This is a genomic window from Acidobacteriota bacterium (genome assembly GCA_035529075.1).
In the GTDB taxonomy this organism is placed as follows: domain Bacteria; phylum Zixibacteria; class MSB-5A5; order GN15; family FEB-12; genus DATKXK01.
On the sequence record DATKXK010000002.1, the window covers coordinates 1 to 26,821 of the forward strand.

14 protein-coding genes are annotated in these 26,821 nt (G+C 60.0%); 4 read left to right on the top strand and 10 right to left on the bottom strand.

The annotated features are described in order from the left end of the window. The 3 genes from VMY05_00225 to VMY05_00235 all read right to left on the bottom strand — a co-directional run. On the bottom strand, window positions 1-2,533 hold a 2,533-nt coding region (locus VMY05_00225; GenBank protein ID HUV29502.1), incomplete at its 3' end, for a hypothetical protein. A 326-nt stretch (window positions 2,534-2,859) separates the two neighbouring features. Further along, a complete protein-coding gene (locus VMY05_00230; protein HUV29503.1) occupies window positions 2,860-5,001 on the bottom strand; it encodes a pitrilysin family protein in 2,142 nt (713 codons plus the stop codon). Between the two features lie 16 nt (window positions 5,002-5,017). Continuing rightward, window positions 5,018-6,544 carry a pitrilysin family protein gene (locus VMY05_00235; protein HUV29504.1) on the bottom strand — a complete coding sequence of 509 codons (1,527 nt, stop codon included), beginning with the start codon at window positions 6,542-6,544 and terminating at the stop codon, window positions 5,018-5,020. A 310-nt stretch (window positions 6,545-6,854) separates the two neighbouring features. Here VMY05_00235 and VMY05_00240 point away from each other — a divergent pair, with 310 nt between their 5' ends. After that, the gene (locus VMY05_00240) at window positions 6,855-8,894 is read left to right on the top strand and encodes a von Willebrand factor type A domain-containing protein (protein ID HUV29505.1); all 2,040 of its coding nucleotides are present in this window, start codon (window positions 6,855-6,857) and stop codon (window positions 8,892-8,894) included. 115 nt (window positions 8,895-9,009) lie between these two features. On the opposite strand, the gene glgP is transcribed toward VMY05_00240, so the two are convergent. Continuing rightward, on the bottom strand, window positions 9,010-11,571 hold the full coding sequence (gene glgP / locus VMY05_00245) for an alpha-glucan family phosphorylase (protein HUV29506.1): 2,562 nt from the start codon (window positions 11,569-11,571) through the stop codon (window positions 9,010-9,012). A gap of 192 nt (window positions 11,572-11,763) precedes the next feature. Here glgP and VMY05_00250 point away from each other — a divergent pair, with 192 nt between their 5' ends. Together VMY05_00250 and VMY05_00255 are read left to right on the top strand one after the other, a co-directional pair. Then, window positions 11,764-12,894, top strand: coding sequence for an ATP-dependent 6-phosphofructokinase (locus VMY05_00250; protein ID HUV29507.1), 1,131 nt, complete (start codon window positions 11,764-11,766; stop codon window positions 12,892-12,894). A gap of 92 nt (window positions 12,895-12,986) precedes the next feature. Then, a complete protein-coding gene (locus VMY05_00255; GenBank protein ID HUV29508.1) occupies window positions 12,987-13,838 on the top strand; it encodes an LOG family protein in 852 nt (283 codons plus the stop codon). Between the two features lie 18 nt (window positions 13,839-13,856). Here the strand turns inward: VMY05_00255 and VMY05_00260 are convergent, their stop codons facing one another. From VMY05_00260 to VMY05_00270, 3 genes are all read right to left on the bottom strand, one after another. Next, window positions 13,857-14,633, bottom strand: coding sequence for a nitroreductase family protein (locus VMY05_00260; GenBank protein ID HUV29509.1), 777 nt, complete (start codon window positions 14,631-14,633; stop codon window positions 13,857-13,859). A 100-nt stretch (window positions 14,634-14,733) separates the two neighbouring features. Then, on the bottom strand, window positions 14,734-17,421 hold the full coding sequence (locus tag VMY05_00265; protein ID HUV29510.1) for a zinc-dependent metalloprotease: 2,688 nt from the start codon (window positions 17,419-17,421) through the stop codon (window positions 14,734-14,736). A gap of 148 nt (window positions 17,422-17,569) precedes the next feature. After that, on the bottom strand, window positions 17,570-18,079 hold the full coding sequence (locus VMY05_00270) for a DUF2250 domain-containing protein (GenBank protein ID HUV29511.1): 510 nt from the start codon (window positions 18,077-18,079) through the stop codon (window positions 17,570-17,572). 100 nt (window positions 18,080-18,179) lie between these two features. Between VMY05_00270 and VMY05_00275 the strand changes: the two genes are divergently transcribed. Next, a complete protein-coding gene (locus tag VMY05_00275; GenBank protein ID HUV29512.1) occupies window positions 18,180-19,370 on the top strand; it encodes a DUF819 family protein in 1,191 nt (396 codons plus the stop codon). Window positions 19,371-19,388: 18 nt separating this feature from the next. Here VMY05_00275 and VMY05_00280 read toward each other — a convergent pair whose 3' ends face one another. The 3 genes from VMY05_00280 to VMY05_00290 form a co-directional block, all read right to left on the bottom strand. Then, complete coding sequence (locus VMY05_00280; GenBank protein HUV29513.1) at window positions 19,389-20,054, bottom strand: protein-L-isoaspartate(D-aspartate) O-methyltransferase; 666 nt, start codon at window positions 20,052-20,054, stop codon at window positions 19,389-19,391. Window positions 20,055-20,177: 123 nt separating this feature from the next. Next, window positions 20,178-23,837, bottom strand: a complete 3,660-nt coding sequence (locus tag VMY05_00285; GenBank protein ID HUV29514.1) for a S8 family serine peptidase — start codon at window positions 23,835-23,837, stop codon at window positions 20,178-20,180. Window positions 23,838-24,217: 380 nt separating this feature from the next. Beyond that, on the bottom strand, window positions 24,218-26,788 hold the full coding sequence (locus tag VMY05_00290; protein HUV29515.1) for a right-handed parallel beta-helix repeat-containing protein: 2,571 nt from the start codon (window positions 26,786-26,788) through the stop codon (window positions 24,218-24,220). Window positions 26,789-26,821: the final 33 nt, after the last annotated feature.

Below are 26,821 nucleotides of genomic sequence, written 5' to 3' on the forward strand. Positions count from 1 at the left end.
TGCGCACCAGGTCGCCATCCAGCGAATATATCCGGATCGTGCACTTCGGCGGCAGGTTGGCGAAATGAATCCGCCGCGTCCGGTCGACCGGACGGTCACGCTCGTTCTCGCCCAGCCCCTCAAAGCCCGCTGCGCTGTACCCGGCGTCAAGACGGTACGGGTTCGGATATATGTACACCTCGAGCTTGTCCCGCGACATTATTGACTCCGTCGACTCCAAAGCGTAGGTCACCTTCGGCTGTATCGTTGGCGTCGTCTCCAGCGACGGCAACCCGGACTGCGGCGAACCGTAGTCAAAGGCCGTCACGTTAATCCAGTACGGCACCGTCGGCAGCAGGTCCTCGATCTCAAACTGGTACTCGTAGTACAAGAACAGCGAGTCGTCGGCCAGCACCCTGGCCCGAAGCGAGTCCGGAATCGTACTCGCGTCCTCAATCCACTCCACCGTCGGTTTGATGGCCGTGGTGTCGCGCTTGCGTATCCGCGTCAGGGCGTTCTGATAGTTGCCCAATACCGAGCGGTTGAAATCCTGCGGCTCAAAGTAGTAGACGGCCGGCGGCCCTGATCCCGTGTCGACCACCAGCGGCTTGCTCCGAGGATGCTGGTCGGGATGCCACAGTTCGTCCCCGCAGCCCAACGGCGCATACAGGCAGCGCAACTCGTCGAGCGTGAAGGGACTGACCCGCAACACAAAAGCGCCAATGGTACCGCCTACGGCCACCGAGTCGTCCCACTCCCACCGGTTGTAGTTCTCAAAGTCGAACGACTGCAGCGTTGTGTAGCTGTCCCGCCGCTCGTCACGGGCCAGGTACACCCGGTAGCCCTCGAAGTCGAGTTCGCGGGAAAAGTTGTCGATGGCCCTCTCCGAGCGCAAGCCGTTCCAGCGCACCATGACGGCTCCGGTTCGCGGCTCCACGCGCACCAGCGGCGCCGGCGGAGGATTGGCCCCCCGAAAGTCCGGCACCCCGTCACCCTGACGAGGTATTACCGTATCGTTCTCGTAGTCCCAGATATCCACGATAGTCGTGTCGATGATACCGCCAAAGGTGTCGATGGTGGTCTCGCTGCCCGCAAAGGACGAGTCGCCGCCCAGGTTACAGACGTAGAACAGGCCGGAATCGCCGTCACCGTCCGTGTCGACTCCCGGGTTGTCGTAGATCCAGTCCGCCCAGGTGGCGTTATCACCGAGATCATTGAAACTCACGTTTTCGTAGTACGCAATCGGGTTCGCCGGGAGGTTATCCGCTTCGTTGTTCGGATCTCGGTGGAAATCCTCGCCGGCAACGTATGCGAGGGACAAGGGCAGGGTTTGGCCCGATTCGATATCGAACGGTCCGAACGACAGCAGATAGCGGGTGTCATATCCGTCCGCCAAATCCTCCTTGAGAATCGGGTTGGGCGGAAGCCAGACCGGGTCAAGCGGCGAAATACTGGCCGTGAAAACCTGGTCGTAGTCGAACTCACCGTTGCTGAGAAACCAGTACTTGTTCCGGTCACCCTCCGGCGTTCCCTGGCCGCCGGTACCCAGATCGCGCTGCTTTGCCCACGTCTGGGGACCAAAGTCAACGGACGGATCGGTGTTCCCGATCCACCAGTTAAATGACACCTCCAGGTTCTTCTTGGGGGCTCGAACCACCCGCACGCCGGTTACGTGCGGAACCTCCTGGCCGGGAGGCGCGGTGAGGTCGCCGTCGTTATCGGCGATCCATGCCAGGTTCACAATATCGCTGTCGGGGCACTGCACCGGAAGGTAGGCCGCGGGAATGCTGTGCAGAAAGCCGCATATGTCGTCCTGCGCACCGGTCGGGTCGGCCTCGGTATGCACATCGGCGTCAACGTAAACGCCCAGGAAGACCCTCTTGAGCCGTTCTTCCCCGATGTTCTTGATAGCGTAATCAAACAGCACGAAGTCTTCAGCGTAGGAATAGGACCAGGCAAATGACCGCTGGGTCACCTCGATGTTCAGCGGGATATGCGGCCGCTGATCTATGAAGTCATTGGCCAGGCCCCCGACCCCGGACGTGAACGTGTCCGTGTAAACCGCTACGTAGTCCTGCTCTGATATCGCGCCCTCGTATTCCGGCTTAGACGGGTCGATTGAGGATCGGTATATCATGTTACCGAACGGGGCCTCGTCCGGATGAAAGTCCGCCACGTTAGGTTGCCAGCCGTCCTGACCGACTGATACCAGGGTATCGCGCCCCACCACGGCGCCGATCCAGAACGCTGCGCCGAAAAGGTAGCGCGTGCTGGAGCCTTTAGGGTACTCAAAGTTCGGTACCGGATTTCCAGTGAAACAGTCCTGTGGGCCGGACAAGGAATACTGGGTCCCGATGGTGCCGTTGTTGTTCACGCCCACCGCGAATCTGCCAATGTCATGGGCAGCCAGGCAATAGGCCGGTGATACGCGCACCGCGCCGGGTTCCCATCTCGTCGGGTCGAGATCAGGGCCGGTCCGAGCGGCGGCTGGTTCAGGCTGGAGGATTAACACCAGCGTTAGCAGGGCGAACAAACATGTAACAGATGTTTTCATTATATCCGAATTCCCTCTAAAGACACGCTATGTGTCAACATTCTACTTCAAAAGACGTTTCCGGTCAAGTTAATGTGCAGAATTTGGTGCCGCGTCACGGGCCGTCGACGGCCGGGTTCGCACTCGACAAGGGCCGGCACGCGCCCCCAAGACACCGGAGCTTGTCCCGCAGGGGTGTCACCGGCGCAGAGTCCGTGTATCGCCCGGCCGTACGCCCAGCGTTTCTGTAACGGCCCGTGCGGCAGGCAGTTAGCGCCTTCGCGTAAAGCAAAAGACCAGCCGGTGTCGGCTGGTCTTTCCAGTTCAGACTCACAGTCGTAAGGGCGTCACTGAGGTTGGTCAAAAGCTCCGGGCGGTATGTCGGCGTTGACCAGGAACTCGGTGTATTCAACGGCACCGATCTTCTGCCCGCTGAGGTTTCTCACGGTGCCTGTCGGTATGCGAACCCCGGCCACCTCGGTGAACTTGACGAAGACCTCCTCGACGGTTCCCTGGCCGGCCGGCGTGATGTCCGTGTAATACCTGCAGACCAGTTGGTGGCTGTCGGCGTCAAATCCCAGGCGGCAGATGGTCTCACCATCGGCGTCCACGAGGGTCACGAATTCGACACTGGTGCCGTTGACCTCGCCGGTGCCGTCGTACACGGGCCGATAGTCCGGATTGTCCGACTGGCGGAAGATTACAACGTTGTTGCGCGCCGTACTTTTCATGTCGTCGGCGATATCCTCTTCAGTTTTGGCCACGACCTGCATGGACGCCTGGTCGGTCTTCCAGCCCTGCCGGCCGTTCTGGATATCGAACATCTTCTGACCGAAGACCGTGAGCACCTGGGCGCGCTTGTCCGGGAAAATAGAGACCTCCTCGAAGGCTATTGGGAACTCTCCCTGTGGGGTCATGAGCGTGAGGGTCCCTTTGACGGACGTGGACTTGATGCTCTTGAAATTGTCCAGACCGCCGTGGGCGGTGACGGCCGCGCCGAGAAGGTCCTTACCCTTGGCAAGCGTCTCCGGCGTAATGACCAGCTCTCGTTTCTCCTCGGCCGCCGGAATTGTGACGTCGATCTCCTCAACCGGGCCCAGGCCCAGCTCCTCCAGCGGGATGTCGAAATCGTCCACGTTGCCGACCACAAGGATGCGCAGCTTGTCCGCGCGAAGGTTCGCTTTTGACGCCGCCACGACGTCGTCCGCGGTGACCGTTTCAATCCGTTCCTTCTGCTGCTGCAGGAAGTCATCGGGCAGGCCGTAGAAGTCATAGTTCATTATGCGGTTGACCACTTCCTGCTTGCTGTCGAAGTTGAAGACGAACGAGTTGAGATAACCGTCTTTGGCCCGGCGCATCTCGTCCTTGCTGGGCGGCTCGGTGTGCATGCTCTCGATGACCTTGATTATCTCCTTGATCGCCTTGCCCGTCGACTCAGACTTGGTTGCAGCGTAGTTATAGAAAACGCCCGGGTAACTGATATTCGCGATGTAGACACCGAACGCGGCGTAGGCCAGTCCCTCTCGTGAACGCACGGCGGCAAACATGCGATTACTGTAACCGCCGCCCATCACCCGGTTCATCACGACCCGCGCCGGGTAGTCCGGGTCGGTGACCCGGCCGCCGATATGGCCGACGTAGACGTTTGACTGGTTGACATCGGGCTTGTTCACGAAGTACACCTTACTGTCGTACTCGTAGTCGACCTGGGGGAGAGGGGGGATCGGGCTGACTCCGCGTTCCCAATCGCCGAAGTACTGTCGTATCTTGTCGACGATGCCGGCCTTGTCGAAGTCGCCCCAGATGGCCAACTGGACATTCTCCGGCCTGATATACGTGGCGTGGAAAGCGACCAGGTCGTCACGCGAAACGGCGTCGATCGTCCGATACTCCGTGTGCCGGGCATAAACGGACTCCGGGCCGTAAATCACCTTGTCGAACTCGCGGTCGCCGATCTCATCTGGTTCGTCGTTACGCCGTGCGATGGCCGATCGTTCCTGAACTTTGGCCAGATCAATCTTATCCTGATCGAAGACCGGCCGGCGGAGGATTTCAGCCAGCACCTCAAGGCCGAGGTCGGTATACTCGGAGAGGGCGTTTACTTGAGCATTGCAGTTGACGAGCCCGCCCGACGTTTCAACCGTGGCTCCCACACCTTCCAGCATCTCGTCGATCTCGTCTCCGGACCATTTTTGCGTGCCCCCCGTCCGGAGTGTCCGGCCCAGGATGGAAACCAGACCGACCTTGTCGGCCGCCTCGATGTAAGCCCCGGCGTTGATGCGGACCGACATATTGAACACCGGAAGACTCCGGTCCTGCACCAGATAGAGGCGAAGCCCGTTCTCGAGTGTCACCCGTTCGATCTCGGGCATTTTCAACTCGTTCAGCTTCGGGTACTTCAGTTCATCGAGATCCTGTGCGTTGACGGCCGCGCCGATACTCAGCAGCAACGCGGCAACTGAGACAAGACATAGTATTGGCCTGTTCATATTCACCCACTCCTGATCAGCTTTTCACCGTGTTCATCATAGCCACGACACGGTTCTTCTTAGTGAAGTACAATTTCGCCACGCGCTGGACGTCTTCGGCGGTGACGGCGTTTATTCGATCGAGGGTTTTGAACATCTCCCGCCAGTCGCCGTAGAGGTTCTGGAAGTACCCGAGCTGGATGGCCAGCCCGAGATTGCTGTTCAGGCCGCCGCCGAAGCCTCCCCCGGCGATGAACTCGGCCTTGGCGCGGGCCTTGATTTTGTCGATATCTTCAGGCGACAGAAGCTCCTCTTTCATCCGCTCGATCTCGGCCAGGATCTGTTCCTCGCATTCATAGTTGTCATGATCCTGTGAGGGCACGGCATACACTATGGCCATGGTCGGATACTTGTCTCCCACGTAAGCCGGTACGAGACTGGTCGCCACCAGGGCGATCTTCTTCTCTTTAACCAGGTTCTTGTACAGCAGGGAGGTGCGGCCCTGGGCAAGGTAGTCCATCATGGCATCGAGGGCCGGTCGATCCGGGTGGGTAATCTCCGGGATATGCCAGCCGGCGATGAAGAGCGGCTGCGAGGGGTCCTCTATGACCACCCGTCGCTCCCCGGGCTGTTCCGGTTCGACGGTCGCAATCGGGTCCGGGGCGGGACGGTACGGAATCCGGCCCCAGTACTTCTCGGCCATCTTGAAGATGTCCTTTGCCTTGACGTCGCCGACTATCACAACGGTCAGATTCGATGGTCCGTAGTACTTTTCGAAATAGGCCTCGGCCGTGCCCCGTGTGAAATTCTGTATGTCCGACATATGGCCCACGCCTTCAATGCCGTACGGGTGCGCCTTGTAACTCAGGCCCAGGAACTCCTCGAGCAAACGACCAAACGGGCTCGTCTCGGTCCGCATGCGCCGTTCCTCGGCGATCACGTCGCGTTCCCGGTACATTTCGCGCAGGACGGGGTTGAGGAACCTGTCAGATTCCATGGCGGCCCACAATTCCACCTTGTTGGACGGCAGGCTGAAGAAATACACGGTGAAGTCACTGGCGGTCCCGGCGTTGATGGCAACTCCACCCTCCCGGCTTATCAGGTCAGTGTACGCTTCCGGTACGACCACCTGGTACGCGGCCTCCCGTGCCTCCTCAAAGGCGGCCTGCAGTGCGCTGACTCTCGCCGTGTCAGCCAGGCTGCCTTTGACCCGCTCCGCCTGTAGTTCGGTTATAAGCGAGTCCTCGACGGCCATAAGTTTGAGTTCCTTGTCGATGTCCTCGGAGCCGATGGACTCAGTGCCCTTGAACGACATGTGTTCGAACATGTGGGCCATCCCGGTGGCTCCCTTGGGGTCATCCACCGATCCTACGTCGGCCCATGTCACAAATGACGCCACGGGAGCATCGTGGCGCTCCATGACGATCACTTTCAGACCGTTGTCGAGCGTTTTTTCGGTGATTTTCTCCTGCAGTTCGGAGAAATCGAAGGCCGAGACCGCCGAGATGCCCATAAACAACAGGCAAGTGACAGCAACGACCAGTCTCGCAGGAATTCTGCTCATCAGTACCTCCGTGAGTGGTGAGTTCGACAGAATCAATGTGCGAATTACGCCCAACTCAGGGTTTCCGTCAAGCCCTTATTGAAATGCGGGCCCAACAGGGATCAAAGGTCCGAAGGTCAAATCGGGGCGGGGTCGGGGAAATGTCCCGGGTGCTACGTGAATTCGGCAAATGCAGCAATTACTTACGGCAGTGCCTGCTCAAGGCGGGGGAGGCGCGAGGCGCAACCGGGATTTTCGGGAAGAATCTGTCCACTCGACGGTAGATAGCTCAGAGAAAGCGAGAAAACGACCAAAAACAGGAGAGTGGAGCATGGCACGAGGTCGGGTTATTACCCTGGTGGCGCTTGTGACTATTGCGGTCCTGGCAGCCGGTGATTCTCAGGCGACAGTGAACGGGGCCATCAGCGGGAGCGTTTTAGACGCCCGGAGCGGCCAGCCGGTTGTCGGCGCCAGCCTCGAGCTTCTGGGCACGGGTAAACACGTCGTGACCGATTCATTGGGCGGCTTTGCGTTCGAGGAGGTCAGCCCGGGTGTGTACTCAGTGGAGATCACGTACCAGGATTCGCGGGGACGCACGTGTCAGTCGACTGTCGAGGTCACGGTTCGGGCGGCGGTTACCGCCACCCTTGCGGTCCCGCTGGCGGTGACCCCGGACACAGATCTTTCGGAGAACCACGCCCGACCGCTTGACGGCGCCGGGAAGGCGGCAGGGGAAAGTGACCAGGAAGGCAAGTCGTCCGACTCGCACAAGAAACTTCAATCCGATATCCTCGATATCTTGACGCCGGAGTACGCGCCGGGGTCAGGCGTACAGTCATTTCGCGGGGGCCGGACCGGAGAGGTCTCCGGCCTGGATCGGATGCCCCCGGCGAAGCGATACGAAGAGCAAGAGTATGAAGTCGACCGGTTCGACGAGTACCCGACCGATCTGCCGCCCTTTGACATGTTTTTCAAGAACTACGGGACAAACAGATTCGTGGAGACCCGTCGGGACCGTCTGTCAACCTTTGCGCTGGACGTCGACGACGCCTCTTACAACCTGGCCCGCCGGTATCTTCAGCAGGGGCGCGTTCCGCCTCCTGAGGCAATCAGGGTGGAGGAGTTCATCAACCATTTCAACTATGGGTATAATCCGCCCCGCGACAGCAAGTTTCGGATTTTCAGCGAACTGCTGCCGTCGCCCTTCAACCGCGACGTCACCGTTATGAAGATCGGTGTCAAGGGCAGAGAGGTAGCGGCCTCGGCGCGAAAACCGCTGAACCTGACTTTCGTCATCGACGTCTCGGGATCGATGGGCTATGACGATCGCCTGGAGGTCGTAAAGCAGGCCCTTGAGATGCTTATCGCACAACTGGGCCGCCACGACAGGGTTGGCATGGTTGCCTACGGATCACAGGCATTCGTCGTCCTGGAACCGGTCTCGGCCGATCAGCGGCAGCATATCGTGCGAGCCGTCAGATCATTGCGCCCGGAGGGGAGGACGTACGCCGAGGCCGGGCTGGAACTCGGGTACCGAATGGCCGGCCGGCAGTACGTCAACGGCCACAGCAATCGGGTCATTCTTATCAGCGACGGCGTGGCCAACGTCGGACGGACGTCCGCGGATGACATCATGAGACGGATCGAGCACTCGGCGGTCAAGGGCATTACGCTGTCATGCTTCGGCGTAGGCATGGGCAACTACAACGACGTATTGCTGGAACAACTGGCCCGGCAGGGAAACGGCCGTTATGCGTATATCAACAGCGTGTCCGAGGCCCGCAGGCAGTTCGTGGACGGTTTCGTCGGCAACGTGGAAGTGCTGGCCCGTGACGTCAAAGTGCAGGTGAATTTCAACCCGGACATCGTCGAAGCTTACCGGCTTCTCGGATATGAGAATCGTGACATCCCTGATGACCGGTTCAGGGACAGGCACCAGGACGGCGCCGAGATCGGGGCCGGCCACGAGGTCACGGCCGTCTACGAGTTGCGCCTGCGTAAACGTGCCGGGTCGGCCTCGCTGGCGACCGTCCATGTGCGCTGGAAGAATCCAGATGAGACCGAGATCACCGAGATAAGCCGGGAAGTTGCGTCTAGCGGGGAAGTTCACAGGTTCGAGCGTGCCCGTCCCGAACCCAGGCTGGCTTTCGTGGCGGCGCAGTTTGCGCAACTACTCAAAAGGAACGAATACGCGCAAACTGACTACGACGGTCTCCTGTCCGTGGCCGAGCCGCTTGTCGGCCAGATGCCCGGTCCGCAAGTCAGAGAGCTCGTGGATCTGATCCGGCAGGCCCGTGATCTCTCGACGTACTACACGGGCCGGAAGCCGTACCGGGACGACGACGATAATTACCAGGCGGATCGGCGGTAAGAAACCTGCCGCTCAGTAAAAACAGGCGGCGGGAGGGGAAAATCCTCTCGCCGCTATCTTCTCCGTCTTCTGTTGAATCTGCGGTCGGATTTCTCTTGCAGCCGACGGTTGAACCCTACCACCAGCTTATCAGCTTGGGTTTGCGCGTGTGGATGAGGTGTTCGTTTTTGGGCACGACCCGGGCGGCCACGCCGAATCGGCCGGACTCGCGGCATGTCACCTCACCGGTATATATGTAGGTGCCGTCGGGCAGAGGCTCGGAACCGTCAAGATCGGCCTTGGCGGAGTTGAAGTCGGTAAACTGCTCCTGTGAATTCAGTCTGCCGGCTATGATCTCGACCGACACGTCGTCCGGGGTAACATCGCCCAGCCGTACCGTCATCCGCACCGGTATCTTCTGGCCTACCTTGACGGTTGCGCCGAGGTCAGGCAGATCGATGTTCGCGATTGTAATCTTGTCCCAGCTGCCGGTGATCCTGTCGAGCCATGCGGCCACCTGGCGGTCGACCTCGAAGTTGTTGGCCCGCATCTGCTGGGCGCCCTTGACCGCCGGGATGTAGAAGTTGTTGGTGTAGTCCATGAGCATCCGCTGGGCCGAGAAGCGCTGCCCGGCCATGTGGATCGAGGCCTTCATTTTCTCAATCCACCGGTCGGGCAGGTCGATTTCGTTCCGGTTGTAGAACGTCGGCACGATCTCGCGCTCCAGCGAGTTGTACAACGCCTCCGATTCCAGTTGATCCTGTACCGTGACGTTGTCGTACTCCTCGCCGTTGCCGATCTTGAACCCGATGTCGTCGCTATATCCCTCGCACCACCACCCGTCGAGGATCGACAGGTTCAGGGCGCCGTTCAGCGCCGCCTTCATGCCGGAGGTGCCCGAGGCTTCCTGCGGGCGGCGAGGGTTGTTCAGCCAGATATCAGCCCCCTGGACCAGGTACCGGGCGACGTTGATGTCGTAGTCCTCGAGGAACACGATGTGGTTTCGGAACCGCTCCTCTGAGGAATGCTTGACGATGGAACGGATAATCTCTTTGCCGGGATTGTCCAACGGGTGGGCTTTGCCGGAAATGATTACCTGTACCGGCCGTTCCTTGTCGTTAATGATCTTTTCCAGGCGGTCGCAGTCGTGAAACAGCAGGTGGCCGCGTTTGTACGTCGAGAATCGCCGCGCGAACCCGATCGTCAGGATATGCGGGTCCAGGAGCTGATCGACCCGCTGGATTTCAATCTGCGTGGCACCGCGCTGCTGCAACTGCAGCCGCAGCTTCTTGCGGGCAAAATAGACCAGGCGTTCACGCCGCCGGTTGTGTACCCTCCAGAGCTCGGCGTCCGGAATCTTGTACACCTTCTCCCAGATCTCCGGAGCACCGGGCCTTTCCACGTAACGCGGCCCGAAGTACGACACGTACAGGTCGTCCATATCGTGGGAGATCCAGGATGACGGATGAACGCCGTTCGTGATGGCCCTGATGGGCACCTCGCTGCTCGGCAGACCCGGCCAGATGTTGCGCCACATGTTCCGTGACACCTGCCCGTGAAGCTCGGAAACACTGTTGGCAAAAGCAGAGGACCGCAGTGCCGCGACCGTCATCCCGAAGTGCTCCGTCTCGTCTTCGGGATTGACGCGGCCGATGGCCAGGAACTCCTTCCAGCTCAAACCAAGCTGCTTGACCAGGTCGCCTAGGTAGCGGTGAACGAGCACCGGGTCAAACTTCTCGTTTCCCGCCGGAACCGGCGTATGGGTGGTAAAGATCGTGGTCGACCAGGTGAAATGTGCCGCCTCGCTGAAGCTGAGCTGGTGCCGCTCCATGAGGCCTCGGATCCGTTCCAGGGTCAGGAACCAGGAATGCCCCTCGTTACAATGAAATATGCACGGCTCTATCCCGAGTGCTCTCAGCGCCCGGATACCGCCGACTCCAAGGACAATCTCCTGCCGGATACGCATGTCCTTGTCACCGCCGTACAGGACCGACGTGATCTCGCGGGCCTTCGACGAGTTCTCAGCGATATTGGTGTCCAGCAGGTACAGGGGCGTCAGACCGACCATGACTTTCCATATCTGGATCTGGACCGGGACGTTGTCCAGAACCAGGGACACCTTAAGCGGTTGATCGTGCTCGTCCTTGACGAGGGTAACCGGCATGTGATACCAGTCGTTTTCTTCGTACCGCTCCTGTTGCCATCCGTCGCTGGACAAGAACTGACGGAAGTAGCCGTAGCGGTAAAGCAGCCCGACGGCCGTCATGGGCAGGCCCAGATCCGAAGCCGATTTCAGGGTATCTCCCGACAGGACGCCCAGCCCCCCCGAGTAAACCGGCAAACCCGTGTCCAGACCGTACTCAAGAGAAAAATAGGCGGCTTTTTCCTGTTCGAAGTCGCCGTACTTGTAATGGAACCATTTCCTGCGCTTCAGGTAGTCCTGGTATTTGTCGTAGACTTTGTGCAGCGACGACAGGAAAGCTTCATCTTCGGATGCCTTCAGAAGCGTATGCTGGGGGAGAAGCGACAGCATTTCCACCGGGTTCTGGCTGGTCTTCTCCCAGGTGTCGGGATCAAGCCGGATGAACAGCCTGACCACTTCCCAGTTCCAGGAGTACCACAGGTTATGGGCCATCTCCTGAAGCGGCCTGAGCTTGTCCGGTAGCGTGGGGAGGACGAAAAGCTGTTTAACCCGCATGATAATCCGTACTGTTACCTTCCGGCAGCCGATTGCCGTTAAATTTAAGGTATCATAAGTTCTATCGGATCGAGCAGCAAGAAATTTATGGTGGGCCGTGCCCGAGGTCTGCGGCCTTCACGGCACCGGCTGAAGATACAATTTCGTGGAAATCCGTTGCGCCGACACATGTGATATGCGATCTTCTCAATCATGCCCAAGTCAATAAAACGTATCGGGATCCTCACCGGAGGCGGCGACTGCCCCGGTCTGAACGCCGCCATACGAGCCGTCGTCAAAACGGCCGACAATGACTACGACATCGAGGTCGTAGGCTTTGAGGACGGCTACGAAGGCCTTGTTGAGAACCGCTTCCGGACGATCGGTCTGAAGGACGTCTCCGGCTTGCTGGCACAGGGCGGCACCATCCTGGGTACCTCCAATCGGGCCGACCCCTTCAAGTTCCCCGTGTTGCAGGGTGAGGAGTACGTCTATCTTGATCGCTCTTCGCAGGCCATCAGGAACTTTGAATCGCTCGGGCTGAACGCCCTCGTGGCCATCGGCGGCGATGGCACCATGGCGGCGTCGGCGGCGATGCTGGAGAAGGGACTGCCGGTGATAGGCGTGCCCAAGACGATAGACAACGATCTGTGGGGTACGGATGTTACGTTCGGGTTCGACTCGGCGCTGGCCACGGCCACCCAGGCGGTGGACAAGATTCACACCACGGCCCAGTCGCATCACCGGGTTATGATCGTGGAAGTCATGGGCCGGTATGCGGGCTGGCTGGCTCTGGGCACGGGACTGGCCGGCGGCGGCGACATTATTCTCATGCCGGAGATCCCGTACGACATCGAGTGCGTTGTTGAACAGATCCGCAGCCGTAACTCTCTGGGCAAGAACTTCTCGATCGTCGTGATCGGCGAGGGGGCCATGCCCGTGGGCGGAGAAATAGTGGTCAGCCGCACGGTTGCGACCTCGCCCGACGCCATCAGGCTTGGCGGCATTTCGAACCATCTGGCCCTGCAGCTCGAGGGATTGACCAACCTGGAATGCCGTGTCACGATTCTCGGTCATCTCCTTCGCGGCGGGGAACCGACCGCCTTTGACCGCCTGCTGGCCACCCGCCTGGGCAGTGAGGCGGTCCATATGGTCGTGCGCGGTGAGATCGGTCGCATGGTCGCACTGAGAGGGTTTGACCTGACGAGCGTTCCGCTGGCCGACGTTGCCGGCAAAATTCGCAAGGTCACTCCTGATCACGCCTGGATCAAAGTGGCCCAATCGCTCGGTGTCTGCCTGGGCAACCCGAGTGACGTCCCGTTGAGTGAGTACCTGAAAGCATGACAAACGCCCGCCGACGGACGGCTGCCTCATATCGACAATCGCAAATCCCTGCAAGCAGACGTGGAAGAATAGGACTTGAACAGCAGATGAGAATGAACAATAACGACCGAAAGAAAATGGTAGCCAGAATCAAACGCGCTCCGGCCTACCGGGTGGCTTACCGGGACCTGGATTTCCTTGCCACCGACGAGCTTCGGCCGGTCCGCCTGCAACTCGAACTGCGTAAACCGGAGCTAATTCTGCACCAGCAGAAGGTCCGGTCAACCATCGTCGTGTTCGGCGGCACGCGGATTCCCGAGCCAAAGGCTGCCCTGTCTCAGGTCAGGGCGATCGAACGCAAGCTCCAAAAGAAGCCCCTGGATCGCTCGCTGAAGCGTCGGCTGGCCATCGCCAGGTCGCTTCAGGAAAAGTCCTGCTACTATGACGAGGCTCGCGAGTTCGGCCGCCTGGTCTCGGCCGAGTGTCAGATTCGTGACCACCACGAGTACGTCATCGTCACCGGCGGCGGCCCGGGCATCATGGAGGCGGCCAACCGCGGGGCCTTCGATATCGGAGCCAAGTCGATCGGCATGAACATCACTCTGCCCATGGAACAGGAACCGAACCCGTATATCTCACCGGAACTCTGCATGCAGTTCCATTACTTTGCCATCCGCAAGATGCATTTCATGCTTCGCGCTAAAGCGTTGGTGGCCTTCCCGGGCGGATTCGGCACCATGGACGAACTTTTTGAGGCTCTGACGCTTGTCCAGACGGAAAAGATGGGTCCCCTGCCCATCGTTCTGTTCGGCGAGAAGTTTTGGAAACACGTGATAGATTTCGACTTCCTCGTGAGCGAAGGCACCATTGCCGAGGAAGACACCAAACTCTTCGTATATGCCGACAAGGCAATCGACGCCTGGAACTACATTAAGTCCTTCTACACCGCCAAGGACGAAGGATAAGCCTGCTTACCGGCTCGTCTACTTTCGCAACCACCCGCGAGACTGCAAAAACTCGAGCAACTGCGGCCGCAGGGCTGTCTCGGTGGTACTGGCCATCCGTCGCGCCGAGTGTTCCGACCACGAATACGGCCCATTGAAGTCCGGGTAGTTGTCGGTCTCTATTTCGCGCCCTTTCAGATGACCGGCACGGTCGATCACGCTGTCGTATGCGGTTATGCTTCGGGCCAAGGCGCCGGCGTCGTAGCTCTCGCTGAAATGCACGGCCTCGGCAGGCAGACGCGGTTTGATTTTTGACGGCGAGGCCGGCCAGCCGATGGACATGCCCATCACCGGGTAGACCAGGTCGGGAAGATGCAGCAGCTTTGTGACCGCGTCCGGGTGATTGCGGATACCTCCCACCATGACCCCCCCGAGGCCGAGAGCCTGGGCCGCCATCAACGCTCTGCCCGCAGCCAGGGCGGTGTCAACGGTGGCGACAATGAAGGCTTCCGCATACTCACCGTGAAACTCGTAACCGCGCGCCCGGGCGATCGTCCTGAGCCGGAACAGATCGGCACAGAAAACGACAAACAGCGGGCATTCCCGCACGTGTCCCTGGTCGCCGGCGAGCCGGGCGAGTTGCTTCTTCTTTGCCGCATCGCGAACGGCGATTGTGGAATACGCCTGAAGGTTTGACGACGTCGGTGATCGCTGGGCAGTCGTGAGAATTATCCGCTGCTGATCAGCCGTCACCGGCTGATCGGTGAAATGCCTTACGGAGCAATGGCTGTTGAGGAAATCCAGGATAGCGTTCATATCTGTGTCCCCGCTTCTCAAATAAACGAAGGCCGGACCATTCAGGCCCGGCCCGCAATATAATCGAGACTGTGATAATCCGTCAAACTACGGGCAGCGCCTACTTCGTCGTGAATTCCCTCTGCGCCTTCTTGGCGGACTCGATCTGCCGGAGCACTTCCTTGAAATGTGCCGCCGTCATGCCGCCGACCGATGACGAAGCAACGGCTTGCCGAGCCGCCCGTTCAAGGACGTCCAGGTCGTTTGCCGCCAGCGTAACGGCGTCGGACGGGAATGCCCCGGTCTTGGAAAGATAGAGACCGACCAGCTGGGACAGGTGAGCCAGTTGCAGAGGTCTCCGATAGCTGTTGACGTTTGCGGGCTGCTCTACCTCCTGCCAGATGGCCTGCCGAACGTCGGTGAACATGTCATACATCGTGTATTTCTCTTCGCCCTCGGCCAGTCGTTCCTGGTTGTTCATCAGCCGTCCCAGCACGTAAGAGCTGTACAGATTGCGCAAGGCCAGGCTCTGTACCGCGAGGACCGTCTGGTGCCAAGGAAAGTCGACCTGCGGCACACTATAGGCGGAGAAGGAGAAATCCTCGAGGTTCTCCTGCTGTAGCTTATTGAGCAGATCCGCCGGCAGGTCGAAGGCGTCCGGCGCGAAAAGGTAGTCGCTCAGGAAGGCGATAGCGGCTCGCTGCTCCGAGGCAGGAACCGGGACAAACGGCAGCTTGCCGCCGGGATCCCCGATGTGGCTGCGGTGCCGGTACAGGCCGCCCACGTACTTGGGCACGATCTGTGCGGCCGTCCGGTACGATCGCCAGCCTGTCGAGAAGACCGAGTAAATCTTCTGGTACCGCTGGCCGTCCGTCTCGAATTTCCTGATGGCGTTCTGCCACAGTTCGCGAGTCAGATCAACTTGGTGCCTGGCAAATCGGAGCGGGCTGCTGCCCATGTCGTGCGCGTTGGCCAGCGGATCCGGTGACTTTGCGCTGCGCCCGAAGGTGTCCTCATCGGTGGCGTAGACGAGGTCGGGATCGCCCGACCGTGAAGCGATCTCCTGAAGCTTCGGCAACTCTTCATCGGGCGCGGCGGCCCCGAAATCGGAGTAGCCGTACTCAACGAGCCAGTAGTCGTACGGCCCTGGCACCGAGGCGTAGAACTCGCCCTGTGGATAGCCCGGGACCTTGATGTTCGGCGGGCCGTAATCCATGATCGACCCGGTCAGACCGTACCGCCGCGTGAATTCACGGTCGCTGATCTCTTCCAGGGAATGGATCGTGGAACCTTTGAAGTTGTGCCTGAACCCCAGGGTATGTCCCACCTCGTGTGCCACCAACTCGACGATGTAGGCATGAACGTATTCCTGCGTAAGCGAGTCCTTGTCGGCCAGGTCGCCGGTACCGACCAGGTACGAAAGGCCGAAAGCGGCCTCGCGCGCCGACTGGTAGGCATAATCATACGCCCAGGGAGAGGCCGGATCGGCCGGTGGCCGGTTCTCCGGTTCAAACAGGTCGCGGCCCTCGGGCAGGGCGCCGTCAAACGACACGGGCGAGACCCACATCTCGGCGTTATTGAACATGAAGCGAATGAAGTCGGCCGAGACACGTACGTCGGCATCGAAAATCTCGCCGGTGAAGGGATTGGCGCGACTCGGGCCGACCGCGTATCCGCCTCCCGGCCGCACCATCCACTGAACCGTGCTGTAGCGAACGTCGGCCGGGTCCCAGTCGGCGTCGTCCGGCATCTGCTTGGCCACGACCGCGTTCCGAAAACCGATCTTCTCGAAAGCGGGATTCCAGAACTCGATCCCCTCGGCCACGGCGTCGCGATATTCCTCGGGAATCGTATTCTCAACCCAGTACACGATCGGCTTGACCGGCTCCGAAATGCGGGCTCCCGGGTTCTTTTTCTTGAGATCCCAGCGCTCGATATACCGAACGTAAGGGCTCTGCTGGTCCAATCGACTGTAATCCTGGTAGAGAGACAGGAAATAGCCTACCCGGTCGTCACCCAGCCGGGGGATATAGTCGCTCTCGGGAATCTCCGACAGGGAAAAATGGTACGTGTGAAAGAAACTGTAGTTGTTTTGCAGCGTCGTCGCCGACTGCGGATTCGTGGTCTTGAAGTGCAGCTTGACGTCGATCTCGCTGTTAGCCGGGAACGACTTGATAAGGTCGAAATAACTGTTCTTGCTGTCGAAGGCGACGCCCGTTTTGCGCCTTTGGCCCACGAAATAACCCGTATTGGAGGCGTCGCGAACGAAGAGGGACGCCGCATCGACCAGCACGGCGCTGGTTTCCTTGTCGGGCTTCGAATTGATCTCGGCGACGGCAATCAGATGATCCGAGATAGCGGATCCTACGGCCCGGTGCAGGGCCGAAGTGGAGTCGGCCCGGATGCGCAGGTTCTTTTCCAGGAGCATGATACGGTTACCGACCCGCTTGAAGTAGAACGGGAAAGTGCGTCCCATACTGCCGTTGTCGTAAAAGTACCCATCGGACTGCGTTCGCGACTCGCCGCACAGGTATACCGGACCGAGCTGCTCCGGCTTGATCGACATGAGCACGGAGTTGTCCACCGTATCCCTGTAAAACGTAAACAGGCCCTCGATCTCAACCTTGTCCTTAATGAGCGTCGAGAACGGTTTCTCCTTGCCCTTTGCGGACGTCTTATCTGCGGTCGCGCCCGCACCTTTTTTCTTCCAGTACGAGTGATCACCGACGGCAGCGGGCGCCTGGACCGCCGACGCGAGCATCAGCATCAGGCACACCACGACGACGGCAGTGATTCGACTGAGTTTCATTACGTGCTCCTTATGTAGACAAAGTTACAGTATACATGATACATGATATGGCATAAACAGATGACACGGCTGATTGTTCGAGGATATCGGCCGGGCACCGGCCGAAAGCGGCGCCGTGAAATGCCGGTCGCAGGCCGCGCAATTTCTGTCACGCCTGGTCCTGCGAGAGGCTGTAGTCAAGATATCGGTGACCCTTACCGGTGAGTTCATAGTACGTGTGATTCCGATGTTTGATCCATTTGTTGTCCGTGATCCCCTTGCGGTACTGTACCATAACGGCTTCGACACGGCACAGCAAGCCCATAGAGCGCAGTTTTCGATGCCTGTCAAAGGCGGTCTGTTTGTCCGTACCGACCGATCGGGCAACCACCAGGGAGTAGTCGATACCACAGTCCCGGTGGTGCTTCAAAACGGCGATGTCGAGCGCATCAAGCTGGTCATAATCTTCTCCCGGGGGCGGTACTTCCGGCTCCAGGATGTCCTCCCACGCAAGCGTCACGAGCCGGGACGGCTCGGTCTTTCTCAGATTGGGGCAGTCGCGGCGGTGCACTTTCAGGGACTCGCCGTGGCTGTGGTAACCGGTGATATCGTCACCGGTCGCGGGGGAGCAGCAGCGGGCCAGAATGTAATGCTCTTTGAGGCTGATTCGATCGGCCATGCGATAATATACGCATCCGGCGGCCGATATGGAATTTCAATTTGTATTCTGCGGTCTGATCGTGTAAATTGGTCGCGATCCGTATGACATCGGGAGACCTATGGACAGCGCGCTGATATCTTCACCGGCCGGGATTCTGGCGATCCTTGCAGCCGTAACGTCGCTCTTCTTTTTCCTCGAAAAGAAGACCGGCTGGACGCTGTTCAACTACTTTCCACCCTTGCTGTTCATCTACCTGGTGCCGGTGGGGCTTTCCAACTCAGGGCTGATTCCCAGCAGTGCGCCGGTCTATGATTTCATGGGCGACAACGTGCTGCCGATGTTCCTGGTAATCATGTTGCTGAAGGTCGACCTCCTGGCCACCGTCAGGGTGATGGGTAAGGGAATCTTCGTGATGCTGATGGGAACGCTCGGGGTGATGGTGGGGGCTCCGATCGCGTACTTTCTGGTCAGCCACGGCCTCGGCCCGGAAGCCTGGAAGGCGTTCGGAGCACTGGCCGGAAGCTGGATCGGCGGCACCGGCAACATGCTGGCCGTCGGACAGATGGTAGATCTCGACGAAAGCTCCGTGGAGTTCGGGTACGCCGTTATCGCGGATAACGCCGTGTATCTGATCTGGCTGCCCATAATGCTCGGTTCGAAGAACCTGGCGCGGTGGTTTCACCGGTTCACCAGGGTGTCATCGCAGCGGCTTGAGCGGATGGAGCGCGCGGCCAAAGAGTTGACCGTCGACAAGGGCCCCATGGAAATGAGGCACTTCCTGTACCTGATCTTCATCGGTTTTGCCGTCACCGTTTTGTGCATCTTTCTGTCCGGACACATCGAGCCGGTCAGAACCTCTTCAGGGCAGATAATTGTGTCGGCCAACACGTATAAGATCCTGCTCGTGACCGTCTTCGGAGTAGGGCTGTCCTTTACCGGGGCCAGCAGGATCCCCGGATCGCATGCCTTTTCCATGGCGCTTGTTTACCTGTTCGTGGCGCGGATGGGAGCCAAGGCCGACCTGAGCGGCCTGGACGCCTCGGTTCTCTGGTTTCTTCTCGGTGCCTACATCTGGATTTTCATTCACGGTGGCGTGCTGCTGGGAGCGGCAAGGCTCTTTCGCGTTGACGTTCACACGGCGGCCATATCGTCAGCAGCCAACATCGGCGGCGCGGCATCGGCGCCGATTGTGGCCGCATATCATAAACCGGCCCTGGTCCCGGTGTCCGTCCTGATGGCCCTGCTGGGCTACGCCATCGGCAATCCCGCAGCTTACGCCGCCGCCCTCTTATGCCGCTGGGTAGGGTAAGAATCTTTTGCCGCCCGGTTATTCTTCCACCTGGCCGCGCATCGGCACGAATCGCACGTCGTACAAGAAGTGCTTCGTGATGCCTTCCGGTGTTCGGCAGATCAGGTACAACTCCTGGCAGTAGCTATTGCCGGCCGACAGGGGGATGACCAGCCGGCCGGACGGCGCCAGTTGCTCGGTCAGCATGGCGGGTACCTGCGGGGCGGCGGCCGTGACGATAATGCCGTCGTAGGGGGCGTGCTCCGGCCAGCCGCCCGAACCGTCACTGAGCCTGGCAGTGATATTCCCATAACCCAGACGGTCCAGCAGTTCACAGGCCCGGTCGTGTAATTCCGGGATGACCTCGACCGTGAACACTTCGCGGACGATTTCCGCCAGAACCGCCGATTGGTAGCCGGAGCCCGTGCCGACTTCAAGTACCCGGCTGTTTGCGCTCAGGTTCAGATGTTCCGTCATCGAGCCGACGATATAGGGCTGCGAGATGGTCTGTTCGTGACCGATCGGCAGGGGGCAGTCCTGGTAGGCCTCATCGATGTATTCAGGCGGGACAAAGAGGTGCCGGGGAACCGTGCGCATGGCGGCAAGCACCGCCGAGTCTCGCACGCCTCGCCGGGCTATCTGCTCATCTACCATGCGGAGGCGCCGGGAGATGAAAGCTGCCTCATGTGAGTTCTCGTCTGACACTGCCGTTGCCGGAACATAGGAAAAACCCCCCGCGGGGGCATCGACTTTTGTTGACCGTCCGCAAAAAAAAGGACCGATCACGCGATCGGCCCTCTTTCTGTGCAAAATTCTGCCTTCTCGGAATCACTGGCAGCAGGGATCAGGCCCGTCTATAAACAGGAATCCGATGAGGTACGTAACATCCCCGATGTCAACCAACTCGTCGCAGTCCACCGATCCCGCCTCATACGGCACGGGTTCGGGACCGTCCACGAACAGATACCCGATCAGGTACGTCAGATCGCCGATATCCGGGCCCTCCCGGTTACCGTCGACGTCGCCGCAAGTAAACGTATGGTACCCGAAGCTGAAGGGCTGGCTGTACTCAGTGGAGAACCCGGCCGAGTCAAAAGCCTTCGCCCGCCACCAGTACGTCCTGCCCTCTTCCAGGGCGGAGGGCGGAAGCACCTTCACTGTATCCCAGATATAGCCCTGGAAAGTCGAGAAATCGACGAAGTCAGGCCGGTTCGATACGTGCAGGTAGTAGTACTCGGGGGATTCCTCGTGCGGCGCCGGCTGATCGGGCCGCCAGATGATTGACACCGAGTCGGTATCCAGGACGGCATCATTCTCAGGCAGGACGAGCGTAGGCAGGGCCGGAGCCTCCGTGTCGATAACAAACGTGGCTCCGGACGAGAAGGCTGAGAAATTGTCCGCCAGGTCAAAGCGCTGGACGCGCCAGAACCAGCGGCCGTCGTCCGTCGGGTCCGGTAACTCCATGCTGAAACTGCTTATCGAGTCATACTGGAACACACCGGCCACGAAATCCGGATCCTGCGAGAGCTGCAACAGGGCGAACTCGGGAGCGTCGCCGAACGGCCCCGTGACCGACTCGCTGAAGGCAAAGGTGAATATCTTCGTCTTTACGTACACGTCGCTGGGCCAGTCGGCGATCGGATCGGCGGGCGCCTGGTTATCCACGACGATTTCCCGTGGGCTGAGCTGCAGCGATGACGAGTCGCCCTCCACGTACCGGCGTACCGCCCAGAAGTACGTGTCGTCCGCCAGCGAGTCGGCCTGGGGCATCGCGAACGTGGTGCCCGGGATCCCCGTATATAAGCGCACCGGGCTGCTCATCTGGGCATTCGTTGCAATATACAGATTGTAAGAGACGGAAGGTTCGCTCGACCACTCGAAGGTGTGGACGCGCTGCCCCGTGTAAACCACCGGCTCCGGTGACACCAGGGTCGGTGGAAAGACACCATTTTCGGCAACGATCGGGAATACGACCGTATCTGCCGCGTCGCCGGAGCTTTCCGCTACCAGCGTGACGTGATTGACGGCCATGTCCGGAACTTCCGGAGGAACCGATACGGTAAAGCCTACAACCGTGTTCGTCAGCGAGGCAAGCGGTACATCCTGTGAGGGTGGCATAAAGGACCAACCCAGTTCGTCGTCGGGCGTGACGGTGATGACGTCCGTAGCGTTCCCCTCGTTGCCCACCGTGGTCTCAAACCAGTACGAGTCGGGTGAAGTCACGGTATCTTCCGGGGGTGTCGTCAGGCTGACCACATAAACGGCGCTGGCGGATACGGTGACCGTACCCTGGTCGACCGCCTGGGGGCTTGTCAGGCTGGCGGTATGGCAGGTTACGTGAGTCTCCAGACCGGCCGGAGCGTCCCCGGGGACGTCGGCCAGCAGAACAAAGTAGGCGGAGTCATACGGGTTCAGGTAAACCACCGTGTCAACGGTCGACTGCAGCCAGAGGGAATCATCGTTGATCTGGACCTGCAGCGAGTCAAACATTTCGCCGACGTTTGACACCCAGAACTCCACCGTGGCGGGAGTACCCGGGTCGGCCGAGACGTCGCCGCCGGGGTAGGCCGCCACGGCCCTCAGGTTGCCCGGGGTGTACGACGAGTCGGGAGTAAAGATCAGTGAATATGACTGCGGCCCGTACGGGACGTTGTACCCTCTGACCGCGGCTTTCCACAGGCCGGCCACAGGGTTGACCACCTCGACCGTCTCAACATTGTTTAAGTGGTCTTCGCCTCTGGTGGCCGGCGCACTCGGGCTGGAGGGGTTAAGCACCCAGGGCTGCCTTTCGGAGTCGAAAGGATCAATTAGAATCAGGTCGAGATCGTTTTTCAACGCCTGGCTGGAACTGGCTATGCCGCCCGGGTCATCCCACACCAGCGTGACCTTCAGCACCTCGGCGCTGCCGGTAACGGTAATGTCATAAACGTCCGTTTCACCCGTGGACATCTCATCCTGAACCCACGACGGTTCGCCGATACCCATCTTGGTAGCGGCCCCGACCGCATTCACCTTGCCGTTCCCGTAGGAGTAGTCCGGCCCGGTGTTGCCAAGGTCGATGGCCGTGTTGATGAGAATGCCACGGACGGTCGAAGACAGCAGCGCGCCGCCGCCGATCTCACGGTTGTACTGCTCCTGGAGGAGGGCGACGACACCGGCCACGGCCGGACACGACATCGAGGTGCCGCTCATGGTGGTGTAGCCGGAGGTCAGTCGACAACTGGTAATATTGTACCCCGGGCCGACGACGTCGGGCTTGATGCGGCCGTCATCGGTCGGACCCCAGGAGGAAAAGCTCGTCATGGCATCGCTGAAGGACGTAATGGCTCCGATAGTGATGACATTCTTGGCCGACGGCAGCGCCGTTACCGTGTTGTATTCCCACCCGATGGAACCGCAATAGTCGGAGCCGTGGGATCGCTGGTTGCCGGCGGACCAGCAGATAGTGATGGGAGCTCCGGCGGCCCCTCGGACGAGGTTGTCGATCGTCGTGTTCACGCTGAAGTAGTTGCCGAGCATGCTTGCGCAGTTTGACGGTGACACCGGATCCACGCCGTAGCCCCAGGAATTTGTTGACACGGAGGCCCCGTACGCACTGATAACGGCAGCATACTCGCTGGACATTTCCGAGGACGAGCTCCACCAGAGCTGGGTGGCCAGTTCCGCACCGGGAGCCATCCCACGGTACAATCCGGCCGACTGCTCGCCGGTGCCCATGACCGTCCCCGCCACGTGCGTGGCGTGCGTTGCAAGCCCGGCGTTATCCATTGAATGCACCCGGCGCGTGCCGAGGTCAGGGTGTGACTGGTCGGCCCGCCCGCCGTCCCACTCGGCCACGACTATGCCGGAACCGGTCAGGCTGAACGGCGGCTCCTGGACAATATCCGCGCCGGTGTTCAGGCGGGCCGAGTTGTTGAACTCCACCGGGTACGGCATGGCCTGCTCAATCCAGACGACGGCATCCAGCTCCGAGAATCGATAGTACATCATCTCATCGGCGACTAGGTCTATTACGCCGCTGAAAGGCACCGTACCGATGACTTCAGCGCCGAAATCCCGTTCAAATGTGCTCGCCCAGTCATCGATGTCTTCATCGGGGTGAATAACGATGGCGAACTGGACCCGGTCGTCCCCGCGGCGGGCCCACTCGGCAATGCCCAGTTCGGTAATCATTGGAGAAATCTTGTACTCGGGCTTCAAGGGACCGACGAATCGTATCCCGAAATCTTCCATCGTTTCCTGTGTGACGGCTTTGTTGAGTCTGGCCGTGTACGCGAAGTTGGGTACAAAGTCAAGCAACTCGATGCCTCTGCCGGAGAGTTGGTATTTCCGGGAGTCAGTAACCGGGCCCTCAAACTGGACAAGGATATGCTTACCTTCCAGTGCCGCGGCCGCCGACGGTACGCCGCGCATGGGGGCGGGCACTATATCACCGGTCAGCAGTTTGATTGTGTATTCCGAATCCGCAGCAGCGGCGGACGTCGCCAATACCAACACAAGAAGGGCTGTAAGTAATCTGCCTGGAGAAATTTGCATCGCACTCCTCAGAGTTGTCGCAAAGTTATTTCCATGTTTACTCGAACGGTGAAGGGTACCGCCAGTACACGGCTGCCTTTTCTCATTGCCTTAACCGCCGATAAGCCTGAAACGTTCCCGAATCAGCGGTCATCACATTAGTATAACAGCTTTTTGGCTTTTGTCAAACACTATCCTGTTGTTGTGCCTACCATTACGGACACGCCGCCAATGGCGCTTCATATCCCGCGTTGCGAACTCAACCCTGTATGTATCGGCTGCTTTGACCCGGCCATGAAGGTTTCGATATGTGAGGACGAGTATAGCGGGCCGGAGCCCCGGCCGTTCGGTGCTTACTTCAGCAGCAGCATTTTGTGCGTCGCTGAAAATTCACCGGCTGTCAGCCGTGAAATGTAGGTGCCGCTCGCGACCGGGCTGCCCCCGTCGTCGGTACCATCCCACGTGACCGTGTGAACCCCGGCCGGGAAGCGCCGGTGCCTGAGCGTTCGTACTCTCCGGCCCAGGACGTTGTAGACAAGGAGATCAACGTCAGCCGCGCGCGGCAGCGAAAAACGAATAGTGGTGGCCGGGTTGAACGGATTGGGGAAGTTCTGCGACAGGTTGTACGTGACCGGATGCCCGCTTTCGTCCTCGTTTACGGACGTGACATCGGTGACCGGGAGGTTCTCCGAGAACTCCGACGTGTTATTGTCGGAGTCGACAGCCACCGCGCTCACCGTATCGCCTTCGGCCAGACCGGCCGGCGTGACTCGGAAGGAACCATCCGGGCCCGCCAAGGCGCTTCCGACCAGGCTGACACCTTCGCCCCGATTGGACGGATCCGGCGCCACGAGGTAGACGTCGACCCGGCCGTCCGGCGGCGCACCAAAGCCCGCGATCTCGTCGGCGGAAGCGCTGGTTATAACCGGGGGAGTGACGCCGTCCTGCGCACCGTCGCGGACCGCAATAGCGAGGCTGTCGTTTTCAAACGTGCTGTTGTACCGGACCAGGTTGGAACGGCATGATTGCCCGCTGATCACGATACCGTGAGCGCCGTTCATGGCCACCAGGTTGCCTGATTCCGGCCCGCCGCCCCCGATGTCGTTGTCCGCGGCAGCGGCGAAAAGCCCGATGCCATGGCCGATGTTTTCGACCCGCGAGTCGCCGTCAACGCTGGTGCCGATGAAATTGCCGATGATTCGGTTGAACGAAGTGCCCGGCCCGAATATGTGCACGCCGCGCCCCAGGCTGGTCGAGAAGCTGCCCACCCCGTTGCCGGAGATGATATTGCGCTGCCCGGTCGTTTCGCCGCCGATCGTGTTGTGGGCAGCTCCGTGACCGATAACGACGCCGGCGCTGCCGTTGCGCAGAGCCCGTGTGCCGGTGAGATCGAGGCCGATATAGTTGCCGCTGACAACATTGGAGGCCGTACCCGGGTCGCTGATCAGCACACCGCACCCGAACGGGAAGATGTCGCCGCGATTGCCGGAGATCAGGTTGCCGTCATCCGACGTCAAGCCGCCAATCACGTTACCACTGGCGGCGTCGCGAATCATTACACCGGTCCCGTTCGGCAGGGAACTCGTGCCGTAGACGTTGACGCCGATAAAGTTGCCTGTCACGCGGTTGTTGTTGCTGCCGGCTCCCGTGATGCAGACTCCGGCGCTCACGTTGCCGGATATAACGTTCCCGCTGCCGACTTCAGGACCGCCGATAACGTTGTTGCTGGCGCCCGAGTCGACTCTCACCCCGTGGCCGGCGTTGACACCGTTACCGAGCGGACTAACTCCGTTGATACCGACACCGATGTAGCTGCCGCTAACGATGTTTCCGGCAGTGCCTCGCCCGCGAATAAGGATGCCGTCGCCGAGGTTACCGGAGACCACGTTGACCTCCTCCGAGGTCGTCCCGCCGATGACGTTCTCCGTGGAACCGTCCGCAATGCAAATGCCCGCTCTTCCGTTGCCGATGGCGTGTCGCCCCGAAAGGTCCACTCCGATTCTGTTGCCTGACACCGCGTTTCCGTGTGCCCCCACGATGCTGATCCCGTTACCGCCGTTCAGGGAGATCAGGTTGCCTCCGGCCGTCAACTCGGAGCCGATCCGGTTCTCGTCGGCATTGCCCTCGATCAATATACCGTCTTTGGCATTGCCCGGACCGAGCGAGGCGGTAACATCCGGGCCGATAGTGTTTGACGTCACTGTATTGTCGAAAGCACCGCCGGACAGGATAAGGCCGCAGTCCTCGTTGCCTGAGATGACATTACCGTCAATCAGGTTGTCATGCGCGCTTGCCGACAGGTACACGCCGTTGCGGTTCGGCCGAACCGTCGTGCCGTTTTCGGCCAGACCGATATAATTGCCTTTGATCCGGTTTCCGGCAGCCGCCGTACCGATAATGGCGATGGCCGCGCTGCCGGTAACGTCCTGGCCGTTGGAAATCAGGATGTTCCTGTCAGCATCGGTCTCGCCCCCGATAACGTTGTCCGCGCCCTCGATCAGGACACCGTGATGCCGCGACCGGCGGATTGTCAGCCCGGCGATGCGGTTGCCGTTCGACAGGACGTGAAACAGGTGCGAGGCGAAGGGGGTATCGGTGCCGTCGACGGCCGGAAACGAGCCGTCACCCCTGACGACCGTGCTGTCGCCGGTGCAGACCAGGGGGCCGAGCGAGACGTAGATGGGGGAGACCGCCCCCGGTATCACCACGGTGTCGGGTCCGGCCAGCGCACTTGCCTCCTCGAGCGCCGACCGCAGCGTGCAACGAGAGACCGACGGGTCTGAATCGTTCGAGCATACGCCGTCCCCGGGCACGACGTCGTGGCTGTCACCGGCGTCATCGACCGCAAAAGTGGCCGCACGGGCCGGCGGTCCAAGGAACGCCAGGATTATGAGCACCGTGAAGATGGGAGATTTGACGCTCATGATGTCTCACCTTGCCTGCCGGAATCGGGGCGA

Coding starts and splice junctions, on each gene's coding strand:
- VMY05_00230 (HUV29503.1), bottom strand. CDS start 5,001: ATGAACAGGCCAATACTATGTCTTGTCTCAGTTGCCGCGTTGCTGCTG.
- VMY05_00235 (HUV29504.1), bottom strand. CDS start 6,544: ATGAGCAGAATTCCTGCGAGACTGGTCGTTGCTGTCACTTGCCTGTTG.
- VMY05_00240 (HUV29505.1), top strand. CDS start 6,855: ATGGCACGAGGTCGGGTTATTACCCTGGTGGCGCTTGTGACTATTGCG.
- glgP (HUV29506.1), bottom strand. CDS start 11,571: ATGCGGGTTAAACAGCTTTTCGTCCTCCCCACGCTACCGGACAAGCTC.
- VMY05_00250 (HUV29507.1), top strand. CDS start 11,764: ATGCCCAAGTCAATAAAACGTATCGGGATCCTCACCGGAGGCGGCGAC.
- VMY05_00255 (HUV29508.1), top strand. CDS start 12,987: ATGAACAATAACGACCGAAAGAAAATGGTAGCCAGAATCAAACGCGCT.
- VMY05_00260 (HUV29509.1), bottom strand. CDS start 14,633: ATGAACGCTATCCTGGATTTCCTCAACAGCCATTGCTCCGTAAGGCAT.
- VMY05_00265 (HUV29510.1), bottom strand. CDS start 17,421: ATGAAACTCAGTCGAATCACTGCCGTCGTCGTGGTGTGCCTGATGCTG.
- VMY05_00270 (HUV29511.1), bottom strand. CDS start 18,079: ATGGCCGATCGAATCAGCCTCAAAGAGCATTACATTCTGGCCCGCTGC.
- VMY05_00275 (HUV29512.1), top strand. CDS start 18,180: ATGGACAGCGCGCTGATATCTTCACCGGCCGGGATTCTGGCGATCCTT.
- VMY05_00290 (HUV29515.1), bottom strand. CDS start 26,788: ATGAGCGTCAAATCTCCCATCTTCACGGTGCTCATAATCCTGGCGTTC.